This is a genomic window from Anabaena sp. UHCC 0399, from assembly GCF_034931465.1.
GTDB lineage: Bacteria > Cyanobacteriota > Cyanobacteriia > Cyanobacteriales > Nostocaceae > Trichormus > Trichormus minutissimus.
This window is the reverse complement of sequence record NZ_JAYGGZ010000023.1, coordinates 45662-60718: the sequence shown is the minus strand read 5'-3', so window position 1 is coordinate 60718 and position 15057 is coordinate 45662. Positions and strand designations below refer to the sequence as shown.

At 41.3% G+C, this 15057-nt stretch carries 13 protein-coding genes and 2 tRNA genes; 12 read left to right on the top strand and 3 right to left on the bottom strand.

Going from position 1 to position 15057, the window contains the following annotated elements:
- Positions 1–76 precede the first annotated feature (76 nt).
- The 7 genes from VB693_RS14190 to VB693_RS14160 all read left to right on the top strand — a co-directional run bounded on the left by VB693_RS14190 (position 77) and on the right by VB693_RS14160 (position 5304).
- Positions 77–1048, top strand: a complete 972-nt coding sequence (locus tag VB693_RS14190; RefSeq protein ID WP_323266833.1) for a sodium-dependent bicarbonate transport family permease — start codon at positions 77–79, stop codon at positions 1046–1048.
- Between the two features lie 4 nt (positions 1049–1052).
- Positions 1053–1361 carry a P-II family nitrogen regulator gene (locus VB693_RS14185; protein WP_190707411.1) on the top strand — a complete coding sequence of 103 codons (309 nt, stop codon included), beginning with the start codon at positions 1053–1055 and terminating at the stop codon, positions 1359–1361.
- 363 nt (positions 1362–1724) lie between these two features.
- Positions 1725–2879 carry an iron-containing alcohol dehydrogenase gene (locus VB693_RS14180; RefSeq protein WP_323266832.1) on the top strand — a complete coding sequence of 385 codons (1155 nt, stop codon included), beginning with the start codon at positions 1725–1727 and terminating at the stop codon, positions 2877–2879.
- A gap of 209 nt (positions 2880–3088) precedes the next feature.
- Positions 3089–3676: a TetR/AcrR family transcriptional regulator gene (locus VB693_RS14175; RefSeq protein ID WP_323266831.1), complete on the top strand. Its 588-nt coding sequence runs from the start codon at positions 3089–3091 to the stop codon at positions 3674–3676.
- A gap of 4 nt (positions 3677–3680) precedes the next feature.
- The gene (locus VB693_RS14170) at positions 3681–4070 is read left to right on the top strand and encodes a tautomerase family protein (RefSeq protein WP_323266830.1); all 390 of its coding nucleotides are present in this window, start codon (positions 3681–3683) and stop codon (positions 4068–4070) included.
- Between the two features lie 54 nt (positions 4071–4124).
- Positions 4125–4556 (top strand): thioesterase family protein, encoded by a 432-nt coding sequence (locus tag VB693_RS14165; protein ID WP_323266829.1) that lies wholly within the window; start codon positions 4125–4127, stop codon positions 4554–4556.
- Between the two features lie 64 nt (positions 4557–4620).
- Complete coding sequence (locus tag VB693_RS14160; protein WP_323266828.1) at positions 4621–5304, top strand: glutathione S-transferase family protein; 684 nt, start codon at positions 4621–4623, stop codon at positions 5302–5304.
- A 143-nt stretch (positions 5305–5447) separates the two neighbouring features.
- Here the strand turns inward: VB693_RS14160 and VB693_RS14155 are convergent, their stop codons facing one another.
- Positions 5448–8339, bottom strand: coding sequence for a GAF domain-containing protein (locus VB693_RS14155; protein ID WP_323266827.1), 2892 nt, complete (start codon positions 8337–8339; stop codon positions 5448–5450).
- A 194-nt stretch (positions 8340–8533) separates the two neighbouring features.
- On the opposite strand from VB693_RS14155, the gene VB693_RS14150 reads away from it, so the two are divergent.
- Positions 8534–9736 (top strand): quinone-dependent dihydroorotate dehydrogenase, encoded by a 1203-nt coding sequence (locus VB693_RS14150; RefSeq protein WP_323266826.1) that lies wholly within the window; start codon positions 8534–8536, stop codon positions 9734–9736.
- A 95-nt stretch (positions 9737–9831) separates the two neighbouring features.
- On the opposite strand, the gene VB693_RS14145 is transcribed toward VB693_RS14150, so the two are convergent.
- Positions 9832–10572: a hypothetical protein gene (locus VB693_RS14145; RefSeq protein ID WP_190707381.1), complete on the bottom strand. Its 741-nt coding sequence runs from the start codon at positions 10570–10572 to the stop codon at positions 9832–9834.
- Between the two features lie 635 nt (positions 10573–11207).
- On the opposite strand from VB693_RS14145, the gene VB693_RS14140 reads away from it, so the two are divergent.
- The 4 genes from VB693_RS14140 (at position 11208) to VB693_RS14125 (ending at position 13738) form a co-directional block, all read left to right on the top strand.
- A tRNA-OTHER gene (locus VB693_RS14140) sits at positions 11208–11348 on the top strand.
- 83 nt (positions 11349–11431) lie between these two features.
- Positions 11432–11554 (top strand) — tRNA-OTHER (locus VB693_RS14135).
- 37 nt (positions 11555–11591) lie between these two features.
- Positions 11592–13193, top strand: a complete 1602-nt coding sequence (locus VB693_RS14130) for a TROVE domain-containing protein (RefSeq protein ID WP_323266825.1) — start codon at positions 11592–11594, stop codon at positions 13191–13193.
- 200 nt (positions 13194–13393) lie between these two features.
- Positions 13394–13738 carry a XisI protein gene (locus tag VB693_RS14125; RefSeq protein ID WP_323266824.1) on the top strand — a complete coding sequence of 115 codons (345 nt, stop codon included), beginning with the start codon at positions 13394–13396 and terminating at the stop codon, positions 13736–13738.
- A gap of 101 nt (positions 13739–13839) precedes the next feature.
- Here VB693_RS14125 and dusB read toward each other — a convergent pair whose 3' ends face one another.
- Positions 13840–14892, bottom strand: coding sequence for a tRNA dihydrouridine synthase DusB (gene dusB, locus VB693_RS14120; protein ID WP_323266823.1), 1053 nt, complete (start codon positions 14890–14892; stop codon positions 13840–13842).
- Between the last annotated feature and the right edge of the window lie 165 nt (positions 14893–15057).

Sequence of the window (15057 nt, the reverse complement as noted above, 5' to 3'; positions counted from 1 at the left end):
AATTCCCAAATCGGATAGTTCATGCAAAACTTAATTGATTCAGAATTTTTAAGATAAATTTAAAGGAGTGGTGGAAATGGATGTCAACTTAATAGTGTCGAACATCTTGAATCCACCTGTGTTGGCTTTTTTTTTGGGGATGTTAGCGGTATTTCTCAAGTCAGATTTGGAAATTCCTGCACCTTTACCTAAGTTGTTTTCTTTGTATCTTCTCTTTGCTATTGGGTTTAAGGGGGGTGTGGAACTAGTCAAAAGTGGTTTGAATCAGGAAGTTATCCTCACCTTATTGGCGGCGGTATTAATGGCGAGTTTAGTGCCAATTTATACGTTTTTTATTTTGAGGATCAAACTAGATACTTACAATGCAGCTGCGATCGCTGCCACTTATGGTTCAATCAGTGCAGTCACATTTATTACTGCTAGCTCTTTCTTGACTCAATTAGGTATATCGTTCGATGGCTACATGATTGCAGCCTTGGCATTGATGGAATCACCTGCAATCATCGTTGGTTTAGTTTTGGTCAATCTATTTACCCAAGAGCAGAATCAGAGAGAATTTGTATGGTCAGAAATAATACAAGAAGCTTGCTTTAATAGTTCTGTATTTTTACTTGTGGGTAGCCTAATCATGGGTGTACTCACTGGCGAACATGGAGGGGAAGTATTAAAACCCTTTACCCAAGATTTGTTTTATGGAGTCCTCACCTTCTTTTTGTTAGATATGGGACTTTTAGCCGCTAAAAGAATTAAAGATTTACAAAAAACCGGAGTATTTTTAATCTTTTTTGCCATACTCATCCCAATTGTGAATGCCAGTATTTCCCTCGTAATTGCTAAAGTCATTGGTATGCCACAGGGCGATAGCCTGTTGTTTTCAGTGTTGTGTGCTAGTGCTTCCTATATTGCCGTACCAGCAGCTATGCGGCTAACAGTTCCAGAGGCTAACCCTAGTTTGTATGTTTCCACTGCCTTAGCTGTAACCTTTCCTTTCAATATTATTGTGGGCATACCGTTGTATTTATACGGCATTAATTTATTTTGGAGTTGAGATAATGCAGCCTGTAAAACGCATAGAAATCTTTGCTAACTATGTCGAACTTAGTAAGATTTTAGAGGCTTTAGAAAAATCTGGCGTACCTGGTCATAGTGTAATTAAAGATGTCGCAGGTAAAGGTACTAAGGGCAAATTTACTAATGATTTAGCTATGACTTTATTAGATAACGTCTATGTTATAGCTTTCTTTCCTCCTGAAAAGTTGCAGTTAGTAGAGACAAATATGCGACTAGTCTTGAATAAATTTGGTGGTGCGTGTTTTATTTCCGATGCGATGGAATTAGAAACAACTAGGTGTGTTGGTTAGGTGACAGGTGACAGGGGACAGGTGATAGAGCAATACGGTTTGGATAAGATAATTTGCCAAGTAAGTAGAACGACTCGAAAAAACAAACTACGTTAAGTAATGTAAAAAAACTAGGATTGAGTTCGTAGTATTCGCGTAGCGTCTCGTAGAGAGGACTTTAGTCCTTTTTTGTTCGCGGAGCGTCCCGCAGGGAACGGAGAGAACGCAGAGAGAACTAAAGTTCTTACTACAAACCTTTAATTATTTACCCTGTTCTACTTAATTAATAATTGGGATTGATTGCAATAAGCTGGTAGTGCTTGGGCATCGGTCAAACTGATTACAATACTTAAGGCGCAATCTTAATCCTTAGTTTAAGCACTCATGGAAAACTTTGTTTTTTATAACCCAGTTAAAATCCTCTTTGGTAAAGGTCAAATTGCCAATATTGGTGCTGAGATTCCGGCTGATGCCAAAATTCTTATAACTTACGGTGGAGGTAGCATCAAAACCAATGGTGTCTACGATCAAGTTAAATCTACCTTAGCTGGACGGAATGTGTTTGAGTTCGGTGGAATTGAACCTAATCCCCGCCTAGAAACATTGATGAAAGCTGTGGAATTGGTACGTCAAGAAGGGATTGATTTCCTGCTGGCGGTGGGTGGCGGTTCAGTTCTGGATGGGACTAAGTTTATTGCGGCGGCGGTTCACTTTGAAGGCGATCCTTGGGACATCCTCATTAAGCAAGCACCTGTGACTGCGGCTGTAACTTTGGGTACTGTATTAACCCTTCCAGCTACTGGTTCGGAGATGAATACAGGTGCTGTGATTACTAAGGAGGAAACACAAGAAAAACTCTACTTTACCAGTGATTTGGTATTTCCTCGTTTCTCTGTGCTTGACCCAGAAACGACTTTTTCTTTACCTCCAAGACAAATTGGTAATGGGATTGTTGATGCTTATACCCATGTCATGGAACAGTATTTGACTTATCCCGCCAATGCTCCATTACAAGACGGGATGGCGGAGTCAATCTTGAAAACGCTGATTGAGGAGGGGGTAAAAACCTTAGCTAATCCCCACGATTATGATGCACGGGCTAATGTGATGTGGTGTGCAACAATGGCTCTCAATGGATTAATTGGTGCGGGAGTTCCGCAAGATTGGGCGACTCACATGATTGGTCATGAGTTGACGGCGGAACACGGTTTAGATCATGCTCAAACTTTGGCGATTGTGCTACCAAGTACCCTCTCTGTGAGACGCGATCGCAAATGGCAAAAGCTTCTACAATATGCAGAACGCGTCTGGAACATAGTTGATGGTAGCGAAGCCGAACGCGTAGAACAAGCGATCGCTCAAACTCGCAACTTCTTTGAATCTGTTGGTGTCCGCACTCATCTATCTGACTACGGTGTAGGCTTAGAAAGCATTCCTGCAATTATCGAACGCCTACGAAAGCACGGTTTGGCAGTTTTGGGCGAACAGCAAGATGTAGATTCTCAAGTTGTGGAGAAGATTTTAACTCTCTCGGCTTAGGGATTTTGGATTTTACGTAAAGCCTGCGGTATAGCTACGCTTAGAGCGTCTTTCTACGACACGCTCCGCGAAGATTCAGTTGTCTACAATTAGTGGCGGGTACAAACCCCCACTGATGGCAATTTTTAATTTTACATTTTTAATTGGGTTGACTATCCTCAATATATGGTGATATTCTTAATCAGACCAATCGGTCTTAAATACTTTTAATGTCTAAAGGCGAAGAAACAAAAGCTCGGATTATCCAACAAGCAGCCGAACTGTTTAACCAACAGGGGTATGCGGGTTCGTCTATCTCTGACATTATGCGGGTGACTGGATTACAGAAGGGAGGAATTTACAATCATTTCCCAAGCAAAGATGAATTAGCATTACAGGCTTTCGATTATGCGATCGCTTGTGTCAGCAAACATTACAGGTTAGCATTACGACACGAGCGTCATGCCATTGGTCGTTTAAAGGCGATCGTTAACGTATTTAGCAGCTTTGTAGAAAATCCACCCATCCCAGGAGGGTGTCCCCTACTAAATACTGCTGTTGAAAGTGATGACGCTCATCCGGCTTTAAGAGAACGCACTCAACAGGCCATGACAGCTTGGCTCAATTTTATTCGCCGCATTATTGAAACTGGCATAGAAAAGGGTGAAATTCAACCAGGAATCAATGCGGATGAAATCGCCAGTATTATAACTGCAACCTTAGAGGGTTCAATTATGATGAGCAAGTTATATGGAGATAATATTTATATGCAAAGAGCGGTTAACCATCTCAATCAGTACATAGAAACTCATCTTTAACACAATGGTACAAATTAAAGTTTATGGTTTATCTGACAAGCTCAACCCAATTAAAGCAGAGCTATCAAATATCATTCATGCTGCTCTAATTGAAGGGTTGCAGATTGCTCCAGAGAAAAGATTTCATCGCTTTTTTCCATTAGATAAATCTGACTTTTATTACCCATCAGATAGATCAGATAATTATCTGATTATGGAAATTAGTATGTTTGATGGGCGTTCAGTTGCAACTAAAAAACAGCTAATTCTGTTGTTGATTCAAAAGATTAATATAAAATTGAATATTTCAGTAGATGATATTGAAATCACAATTTTTGAAACGCCTAAATCCAACTGGGGGATTAGGGGTTTACCAGGTGACGAATTAAAACTTAACTACAAAGTAGAAGTTTAATTTTTTTATAGCTTTACAGACCGAATGGTCTTTATGTGATGTTGAGGATAAATCATGCTAACAACTGACAAAATTCATAGGCCGTTAGAAGTAGTATTAAGTATACCCGTAAGAACTTATGATATAGATTTTGTCGGCATTGTGAGCAACATAGTTTATATCAGGTGGCTAGAAGATTTACGCCTAAAATTTTTAGAAGAACACTGGCAACTTGAGCAACAGATTGAGCAAGGATATGCACCAATTATGGCGGGAACAGAAATTGAATATAAACGCCCAATTAAGCTAACTGATCAAGTGATTGGCCGCTTATGGTTAAGTAATTTAGGACGCTTAAAATGGACTGTACAAGCCGAAATTTTAGCTAACAACAAATTAGCCGCATCAGCTACACAAAAAGGTGCTTTTATGAGTTTAGAAAGTAGTCGTCCAATTCCCATACCAGAAGGATTAAAACAGAAATATTGTCAATCTCAGCAGATTTAACCAGCTAAATTTTTTATAGTTTAACAAACCATTCGGTCTTTTTAATTATACATAGGAGTTTTCGATGCTGAAATTTTACTACGCCCCTCTTTCACCTAATGCTCGGCGTGTATGGATAACTTTATTAGAAAAGGAAATTGAATTTGAACCGATATTAATGAAATTAAATGGTGATCAATTACAGCCAGAATTTTTGGAAATTAATCCATTTCACCATATCCCAGTTGTAGTAGATGATGGGTTTAGGGTAATAGAATCTTTGGCGATTTTAGATTATTTAGAGAGGAAATATCTCACACCTGCATTGTTACCTAATGATGCTCAAGGCTTGGCGAAAGTCAGAATGGTGCAAATGGTAACAGCTAATGAATTATTTCCCAAAATAATTACTCTAATTTGTGATAGTCCTGACTCACCGCAGTTCTTACAAGCCGTAGAGCATATAAATAAAGTGCTGCAATTTTTGACAGAAATTATTGGCGGGTATACTTTTTTTAATGGTGAACAATTAACCCTAGCAGACATTGTTGCTGGAACAGTGCTACCGTTTTTACCCGACTTGGGTGTGAGTTTAAATAATTATCCCCAACTGCAAAACTGGTGTGAACAAATTAATCAACGCCCGGCTTGGGATAAAACTAAACTTAGTGATGTAGACTTTGAAGAATTCAAACGGCGGGTGAGATTTTTGGTAAAACTGCGTAGACGTGAGATAAATCAAGATAATCAAACTGACAAAACTAAATAAAAATCTTCACGTTGGGTGGATTAGCTTTCGTTAACTTACCGAGACAAAAGGAGCGATCGCAATAAATCATTAAATTCTGAAATTATTACGTTTGTTAAGTGATGTTTTCTAAGACTTCTAGCTTCAGGCTAAAAGATAAATTGCTAAGAATTATTGATCGCTAATGGCAACAGTAAGCGGCTGACTACTCGATTATCAGGTAACTGATAGAGATGTAATTCTCCTTTGAGTTGCTGCATTAGCTGTTGACAGATCAATAAATGCAAACCTGGGAGTTGATCGAGATGACACGCTGTCAGCAAATCTTTACGGGTCTTTTGTTCTAGTTCTGCTAGTAACTCTGGTGCAATCATGCCATTATCTGTAATCGATAATTCCAAGAATTGTTCATCTAAGCGACGACACCAAATGTCAATTCTGCTGCCATGAGGAGAACGTTGACAGGCCGCCAATAATAATTCATGGACGATTAATTCAAATTTAATAATGTCGCCAACGATCGCCATTGAAGAGGGATGGCTTGGCGCGTTAATACTTTTTGGTAAGCTAGAACCATCACTTGACTCTGGTTCTTGTGTGGATTGCCCTAATCCATGAACCCCAATCCAGAGTTTTTGTTTTTGAACTAAATTGTCTATACGTTCGAGCGATCGCTTCAACAAGCTGGCTATGGGCATGGTTTCCCCACTCATGTGCAATTGCCATTGCTCTTGTTTTAACAATCCTGTCATCGCCGTACTGGTGTGATCTAACTGTCGCCACAATAATTGGTAGCGTGTCTGAGTTAGTTCATTAGTAGGAATCCCCAAATCATGAATTTGCCCAAGTAGCAGTGCTGTTGTCCTTTGAACTTCTTCCAACCGTCGATGTTTGTACCAATTGAGTTGACGTAGTTCTTGGGTTGTAGATTCTAGACTTTTGCTAATTAGCTGTTGACGACGCAACCAAGCTAATTGCTCAATCAGAGTTTCTATAGCATTCAAGGTTTGTTGTGGCCAGTAGCGTTCTGCGTGGTCTGCTATGACAACTACCCCTGTGGGTTGATGAATAGCAGCAGTCCGTAAAGCTATGACCAAAACCTTACCCACACCTGGGCAATTTAACCATTTTTTGGTTTCTGGGGGTAAATCATCGACTTTCAGATTTAAGTAGCCATCTTTAGACAACGCCCACTGAATCAATGCTTCAGACTGCACGGATACTTGTGCATCTGTGCGAATATTAAAGTGACTATCAGTAGTTACTCCGGGGATAATCTCCGCCTGAGACTGGCCAGATGACCAAGACAACATTAAAGCTAAAGGACAGCCAAGAATAGATGCTATTTGTGCCAGCGTAGTAGTTTCTAAGTAATTTTTATCTGTCTCAGTGTTTTCACTACGGGCCTCTTCTAAAATACAGAGAGATTGTTGAATACTCTGCACAATTTTTTGTTGTTGTTCACTATTAGTTAGTAGTCGCCATTGTCGTAAAACTACACCTATTTGTTGACTGACAATCCACAACAGTTCTTTTTCGAGGGTCGTCCAATTGTGATGCTTGGTGTGGGTAATTAGCAGGATTGCTTCTGGTCGATGACCTTGAGTGCAGTTGCAAACTAACAGCGATCGCACTCCATTTTCTATTAAAGGTGGTCGCCAGTTAAAAAACCGTAAATCTTCGTCTAAATTCTCAATTTCTACGGTTGTTTTCGCCGACTTTAACATTTGCCTGTCGGTTTCGGTCAATAAACTAAAAGCAAAGGTCAAAGGACGGCGATTATGGGGTTGGGTTTGATAAACAACTTGATAGTTATTGCGGTCAGCGTCGTACTGTAAAACTAAAAAGCGGGTAGCACCTAACCGAGTTAATACCTTGGCGGCACAAATACGTAAAGTTTCTTTGAGGTCTTGGTGAGTGTAGATAGCTTGAGCAACTTGGCTAGTGAGTTGAGAATCTTCTTGAATTTGTTGAACGGTAGTTTCCATTTTTTCAGTTGGAGCTACCAGAGAGACTAAACCCGCCGCACCTTGAACAAAGTTTTTGTCTGCTTCTGACCAAATGCGTGGTTCAACACCTTCGACAGCCAAAAACCCCAATAGGTCTTTTTGCCAGATAATTGGAGCAGCTAAGAGCGATCGCACTCGCCAGCGTTGCAATAACTTGGCAGTAAAATGACTGTTTAGGGAACTACGAGCGTCACCAATCCAAACAATTTGGTTAACTGACAAAGCATAATAAAAATCACTCAACTCTTGCACAGTCATTCCAGCTGCTGGCTGTTCACGCTGTGCATCTCGGTTCATTTTCATCAGCTGATTAGTGATCCGACACCAAAAATAGCGTCCTTCCCGATCAAACCAGTAAATATTGGTACGACTGGGGGCAACAAATTCATGGGTTGCTTCTACTACTGCTTTGAGTCTTTCTTCTAAATTATTGAAGTTATGTAAATTGTCAAGTAATTCTAATAAAGGCTGATCAGGACGCTTGTTTTGCTTTTGCTGCAAATGAAATTCATTTTGATGAAGTATTGACCCCAATTCGCCTAAGACAATCATCACACTAGTTTTAGTCTCCTCTGGGATCAAATAACCCCAGCGTTCTGAAGCTATTAACAGCAACCCCAAACAACGGTCTTTGTAGCGTATGGGAAAAATAATTGTTCCCCGAACGTTGTGTTTTTGTCCCAAGTCTTGCAATTCGCCCATTCTCGTTTCAGTGCGAATATCCGCTACTCCCACAGGACGCTGTTGAATAACTACTTGCTCTAATAAGTCACCGGGACAGAGAATCAACCGTTTGCGTAAGAAACTCTCTTCTCCTCCAGGGGTGACACCACCTTGACCCAACAATGTATGCTTGATGCGATCGTAAACAGCAATCCAAATCAGACTGTAATTAAACTGCTGTTGAATATAAGAAGTAGTAATTGCCATCAGAACTTCAACATCATCCTCTTCCCTTAGGCTTTGCAAAACGCGTCCTAAGGCAACAATTTGTTCTTCGGCGGCTATAGGTGGTTGTGGCAGCCCCATCTGATTATTAGTCAACATAGCTTGTAATATATAAGATGCCCATAAAATAGCCCTGACTAATATTGTTTCGATTGTTTATTGAAAGTTCTGGATAAAAAGCAGAGAACCAAGGGAGCAGGGAAGCAGGGGAAAATAAAACCTGACTAATGACTATAGATGCTGGCGCAAACCATTTTTAATTTTTAATTTTTAATTCCCCAAAGGGGTTGACAATGGATATTTATCGAATTGCTATAAGTCCGGTTTTATTCAAGTTATTAAAAGCAGATCCAGAGTGGTCACATCACCAGGCAATAGGGATATTAAGCTGGTTATCACATCAACATCATGCTGGTAATAATTGGCTACCAAGCCTGTTACAAAAGTCTCTCTGTCTAAAAAATCACCGCCTAGAACAAAATTTATTTGGTTTACACTTTCCCAACCCCGTCGGTTTGGCGGCTGGTTTTGATAAAGATGGCGTTACATCTGGCATCTTGTCAAGCCTGGGTTTTGGTTTTGCAGAACTGGGAACTGTGACATTTGTAGCACAGCCAGGAAATCCTCATCCTCGTTTGTTCCGCTTGCCCTTAGATCAAGCTGTTCTGAACCGCATGGGGTTTAATAATAGTGGTGCAGCTGCAATGGCATCACGGTTAGCTCAAGAAAAACAAGAGTTCACTTCATCCATACCCATAGGCATTAATTTGGGTAAATCGAAAGTTACTCCTCTAGAAGCCGCCGCAGAAGATTATTTATATAGTTTTCAATTACTTAAAGAATTGGGAGATTACTTTGTAGTTAATGTTTCTTCACCCAATACACCAGGATTGCGATCGCTTCAAGATGCCTCTATGCTCAGTTCTATCTTGGATGTACTACAAAACGAAAATAATACACAAAAACCATTATTTGTCAAGATAGCACCTGATTTAGAATGGGAAGCGATCGCGGATATTATTAATTTGGCGAAAACCTACCAGCTAGCCGGGATTATTGCCACTAACACGACTATTAGCCGTGAGGGACTAAAAACCCAGGTGATAGACAAAACTGGCAAATCACCTGAGCAAGAAGCCGGGGGAATTAGTGGTGCGCCATTACGCGATCGCTCCACAGAAGTAATTAGGTTTATCTGGCAGCAAACCCAAGGGCAGATGCCAATTATCGGGGTAGGTGGCATATTCTCCCCCGATGATGCTTGGGCAAAAATTACTGCTGGTGCTAGCCTAATTCAAGTTTATACAGGCTGGATTTACGAAGGTCCAATGATGGTCAGCCGTATTCTTGAAGGTTTGCTAGCCAAGTTAGAACAAAATGGCCTCAGTTCCATTTCAGAAGCCGTAGGTTTAGACTTTAATAAAGTGACTGGGGACTGGGGACTATTAAGAAGCAGGGAGTGCAGGGAAGGGGGTGCAGAGGAGAAAAACTATTGACTATTGACCCTTACCTAACTTACTACTCAGCATTGGCTAAAAGCACTCACTACTCAGCACTCACTACTCAGCACTCAGCACTCACTACTCAGCACTCATTCATCCACTGGAAAGAACTCCTTAGTCGTTTCTGAAAAACTCCAAGCAATACCATCGGGATCGCGGTTGCGACTCCATTCAGGAAATTCTGGATCATTACGCCGTTTATATACAGTGCTGGAATAAACATTCAGCCGTTTAGCTAATTCTGATTGAATCAAAGAACCAAAAACTAGCTGTCTTGCTAGTTTTTGTTTAGCTTCTTCCGTAACTGCTGGTGGTGGTAATTCCGGTTCTGGTAATTCCGGTTCTGGTTCTGTTGCTACTGGTTCTGGTGTAGGTGGTGCTGCTAAGAGCGATCGCGCTTCCTTCGTTACTGGTTGCGCTGCTAGTTGTTTGACAGGCTCACTACTGTCAAGAATATTACCCAGAATACTGCCAGTGATGAAGTAATAAACTTCACCTGTTTCTCCAGCAGGTAGTATACTTGCACCAAATTCAGATGCTTTACCATCTAGATAGCGTTTTGCTTGTGTGCCGGGAAAGTTGCCCCGAATTGCCAAATCTACAGGTGTAATCTTGCCCTGATTTTCTCGAACCAACTGACTGAAAATCGGGTTAACTCGCTGACACCACTGTTGCCATTGGTATTGTTGCCATACATTTAAACCAATCAGCAACACTAGAAAAGCCAGCAAAAATTTCCAGGTAGTAACCAGGAAAATAATCACAAACGATATTGGCAAAAGGAGAACGAGAAAGCCTTTCCCGCTACCTTCTATTGTTTTTTCACTCATGCCGATTTTTGCCAAGCGAATTTTTTGGGAAATAATATATTATATTGGCAAAAATCGGCGCAGGTTTTTGTATAGTTTGGCAAAGTTACGGCAAAAACCAGCAAAATCATCATTACCTGCGATCTTATAACGCTAAAAAACCTAATAATTTCGGCAAAATCTGCAAAATATTTTTTCGACAATAGATTTATCCGTTTTCTATCCCTAGAGTCATAGAAAAATAAGTGTTTGAGATTTTTATCTGCCTAGAGTGATTCAAAGAGGGTTAAGTAAACAAGTTTTGCTAGGAACGAGATGCGAACAGTTCTTATGAAATTAAGCACTGAAGTGCTGACTACAAACCTTCAAAAAAATTTTAGTTATCCTCTTGACAGTCGAAATTACATATACTACATTAATACTACAAGCCGACATTCCTAAAGGAGTTAGCTAAATCGGTAGCGGATAGCTCAAATACCAGAGCGACCACCTTGCCTGTAAAGGCCGACCTATCGAGGGTTATCGAAATATATTGATTCACAATCCCTTGATTAAATTTCTGTAGATGCAGGTGCAAATCCTGCTCTGCTACCCATATTAGTGCTGTTAGAGAAGCTGGGCATAGCCCATGCTGAGTTTAAATTTTGAAATTTTAAGCGGGGATAGCTCAGATTGGTAGAGCAGTGAAAGGGGTAAAACCCATAGTCCTTGGTTTACAAACTTGCCTGAAGAGGCCGACTAATTGAGGGTTATCGTTAATTCATCGGACGCAGGTTCAAATCCTGCTCCTCGCGCCAAAACAATTTCAGATTTTGTAGAAAGTAGGCGGTGTCGGTTTCCGTAACATCCAACTTGCCCAGACTAATTTTCAATTTTCATGTGGCAGGTAGTTCAAATGGAAGAACGCTATTATCCTTATTCACAACTTGCCTGAAGAGGCCGAAGAATTGAGGGTTATCGTCTGCAACACGAGAGGTTGCGGGTTCGAGTCCCGCTCTGCCACCTTTCATTTTTGCCCGCAAGGGCTGGGAGATGAAGCGATGAATTATAATTTTTTCACCAAAAATAAGACAAATACACCACAAAATCAGCCCATCCCCGGACGGGAAGCCGAGATGATTCAAGGGCGTTCCGGTGGCTGGATGTTTGATGCTGGCATTTGGAAAATGTTGCGGCGTTGTCTGTTGGTTGGCACAGCCCAAAGCACATACTATGCTGGCAAACAAGAACTCACAGAAGATTTTGTGGCGGTTGTGAAACAAGCTGTTGCCGAAAATCCCAGCCGTGTTGCGGAAGAAATTTTGTATGCCAGTGATGGACACGCCATCAATAACAGCGCACCTATTTTTGCTTTGGTGTTGCTGTCAATGGGTGAAACCCCAGAAGCAAAACAGGCTTTTGGTGAAATCTTTCCCCAAGTTGTCCGTACAGGTAGCCATTTCTATGAATGGCTGAACTATACCAAATCTCTAAGGGGGTTCGGTAAGATAGTCCGGGAAGCTGGTAAAAGCTGGCTATCTCGTGAAGATGTCAAAGGTTTAGCCTATCAACTGTTGAAATATCAACAACGTCAAGGCTTTACTAATCGCGATGCTTTACGGTTGTTTCACGTCAAACCACCTACCGAAAACCACCGTCAACTCTATGAATGGGTAGTTAAAGGTTGGGCAGAATTACCAACTGAAATACCCTCTGAGGCGTTGGCGCAAATTTGGTGGTACGAATGGCTAAAGCACAACCCCAACGAAACCCACCAAGCCATTTTGCAAGGACGTTTAACCCATGAAATGGCTGCACCCGTGGGCAAGATGGATAAGCAAGCTTGGCAATTACTATTTCAGGAAATGCCTATTGGTGCAATGTTGCGTAACTTGGGTTCATTAACTGAACTGGGTGTGTTGCGGACTGACGAAAAAACTAACTTGCAGCGTGTAGAGTCAGTTCTCAACAACAAAGAACATCTGCGTAAAGGTCGTATCCATCCCATAGATGTTTTGAAAGCACTCAAAACTTACGAGTCTGGGGGAAGATTAGGACGCAGTAAGAAAACCTGGAGTCCAGTTCCCCGCATCGTGGACATCTTAGAAAAAGCCGTTGAGTTGTCCTTTGATGTGGTGCAACCCACAGGTAAAGTATTCATGCACGCCGTAGACGTTTCTGGTTCTATGGGTAGCTTGGTTGCAGATATGGGACTCAGCTGCTGTGAAATTGCCACCACAATGGCATTAGTTACAGCCAAAGCTGAGAAAAACTACATGATTCGCGGCTTTGCTACGGAATTTCGGGAGTTGAATATCACCGCTAAAGATAGTTTTAGCTCTGCTGTGCGTAAAGCCAGCAACCAAAACTTCGGCGGAACAGATGCTTCTGTAGCTTATGACTGGATGATTAAGCACAAGTTCAAAGCCGATGTTGTTTGTTTCTGGACTGACTCCGAAAGCTGGGCGGGTTATAAACATCCCTCTCAAGCATTAGCTGATTACCGTAAAAAGGTGAATCCTGATGTTAAGGCTGTGTATGTCAGCTTGACACCTTACCAAATTACCTTAGTAGATCCCAAAGATCCTCTTTCTTGGGATTTGGCAGGGTTTGACCCTGGTACACCTCGCATCATCCAGATGCTAGCTACAGGTGAATTGTAAAAAGAGTTGAATAGCTTTAAGGATAAATGGTGGCAATCTTTTATCCTTTTTCATGGCGGGTTATCCTGATTCATCACTTGCCCTTCGGGGACGCAGAATATAGGATTATCGGTTATATCTCCACCATTTGTGGGGATTAGCGGGTTCAATCCCCGCACCCGCCTTTTACAATAAAAATAATTGCTAGAATACCTAGAGAAGTGGCAAAACTAGAAAAATATCGAGAATATGTTCAGCGTGTATTGTCAGAATATGCCCAACGCCGAACATCGCATCATCAAAATGATGAGTTAGAAATGCAAACTATATTTGATACAATACACGATCATTATCAACTTATTTATGTTGGTTGGGATAAAGGAAGGCGTGTTTATGGCCCTGTGATTCATTTAGATATCAAGAATGAAAAAATTTGGATTCAGTGGAATGGTACGGAAGATGATATCGCTGCTGAATTAGTAGAGATGGGTGTATCAAAACAGGATATTGTCTTGGGATTCCACACACCTTATATGCGTCAGTTTACTGATTTTGCAGTGGGTTAAGGTGTTAATCCTACTTAGTCGATTAGTTAGTTTCCTTTTCAATGTGCGATCGCACTTCAGCAGATATATTAGAAATAGAGTTAAATACATCGCTTATATAATTAAGCGACTTGAAAATTCTCCGCTTCTTCCATTGGTTCATAACCATGAGTTAACTGCTCAATGGCTCTATCAATCAAGTCTAAACCCTGCTGCACTGTTTCCACTAAACTCAATTGTCCCCGCAATTCAGCCGCACCGACAAAACCTTTGGCGTACCAAGTCATGTGCTTACGGGCTTGACGGACACCGCGATCGCCTTTATATTCCCATAAGGCTTGTAAATGATCTCTGGCACATTCCAAACGTTGAATTGGGGTTGCTACTGGTAATGTCTCCCCAGTTTTCAAGAAGTGATCAATTTCTCCCACCAAAAAGGGATAACCCAACGTCCCACGGGAACACATCACACCATCCGCACCAGTTTGTTCTAAGCATCTCACCGCCGCTTCCACGGAAAATATATCCCCATTACCAATCACTGGAATAGATAATATTTCTTTCACACGGGCTATCCATTCCCAGCGAGCATTACCATTGTACCCTTGAGCGCGGGTACGTCCATGCACAGTAATCATTTGCGCTCCGGCATCTTCCATCCGCTTGGCAAAATCGAGAATAAAGATTTCTTTGTCATTCCAACCAATACGCGTCTTGACTGTTACTGGTACATCAACAGCTTTCACCACTTCCCGAACAATAGCTTCTGCTACTTCTGGCTGTCGCAACAGAGAAGAACCCCCACCATTTTTGGTAATTTTATTGACTGGACACCCCATATTAATATCAATAGTGTCAGCACCTTCGGCAACTGCTTTTATGGCTGCTTCTGCGAGGAAATCGGGACGACAATCGAATAATTGAATGCTGATTGGACGTTCGTTGGGGTCTACCTCCATGATTTTGGGTAGTTGCTTGACGTAATGTAACCCCGTAGCATTCACCATTTCGGTGTACATCATTGAATCTGGTGCATAGCGTCGTACTAAGCGACGAAATACCATATCTGTCACCCCAGATAAAGGCGACTGAAGAACTCGGCTTTTGACTGCAAATGAGCCGATTTTGAGGGGTTGAGAAAGTCTAGCTTGTAGGCTGGGAGACAGTGTGAGCATACGAACAATTCAAAATACACATTCAATGATAGCTATTTGGCTCACCTTTTTTAAATCTAGGTCTTATAGATGTCCCTATGCCTCATTCCGAGAGCGAAAATCAGCAATCACAAAAATTTTGTGATTGCTGACTTAAATTTTGTGCAAGTAATGGTAAATTGATAT

Excerpts from the sequence above, each read along its gene's own strand:
- VB693_RS14190 (WP_323266833.1), top strand. The coding sequence starts at position 77 with ATGGATGTCAACTTAATAGTGTCGAACATCTTGAATCCACCTGTGTTG.
- VB693_RS14185 (WP_190707411.1), top strand. The coding sequence starts at position 1,053 with ATGCAGCCTGTAAAACGCATAGAAATCTTTGCTAACTATGTCGAACTT.
- VB693_RS14180 (WP_323266832.1), top strand. The coding sequence starts at position 1,725 with ATGGAAAACTTTGTTTTTTATAACCCAGTTAAAATCCTCTTTGGTAAA.
- VB693_RS14175 (WP_323266831.1), top strand. The coding sequence starts at position 3,089 with ATGTCTAAAGGCGAAGAAACAAAAGCTCGGATTATCCAACAAGCAGCC.
- VB693_RS14170 (WP_323266830.1), top strand. The coding sequence starts at position 3,681 with ATGGTACAAATTAAAGTTTATGGTTTATCTGACAAGCTCAACCCAATT.
- VB693_RS14165 (WP_323266829.1), top strand. The coding sequence starts at position 4,125 with ATGCTAACAACTGACAAAATTCATAGGCCGTTAGAAGTAGTATTAAGT.
- VB693_RS14160 (WP_323266828.1), top strand. The coding sequence starts at position 4,621 with ATGCTGAAATTTTACTACGCCCCTCTTTCACCTAATGCTCGGCGTGTA.
- VB693_RS14155 (WP_323266827.1), bottom strand. The coding sequence starts at position 8,339 with ATGTTGACTAATAATCAGATGGGGCTGCCACAACCACCTATAGCCGCC.
- VB693_RS14150 (WP_323266826.1), top strand. The coding sequence starts at position 8,534 with ATGGATATTTATCGAATTGCTATAAGTCCGGTTTTATTCAAGTTATTA.
- VB693_RS14145 (WP_190707381.1), bottom strand. The coding sequence starts at position 10,572 with ATGAGTGAAAAAACAATAGAAGGTAGCGGGAAAGGCTTTCTCGTTCTC.
- VB693_RS14130 (WP_323266825.1), top strand. The coding sequence starts at position 11,592 with ATGAATTATAATTTTTTCACCAAAAATAAGACAAATACACCACAAAAT.
- dusB (WP_323266823.1), bottom strand. The coding sequence starts at position 14,892 with ATGCTCACACTGTCTCCCAGCCTACAAGCTAGACTTTCTCAACCCCTC.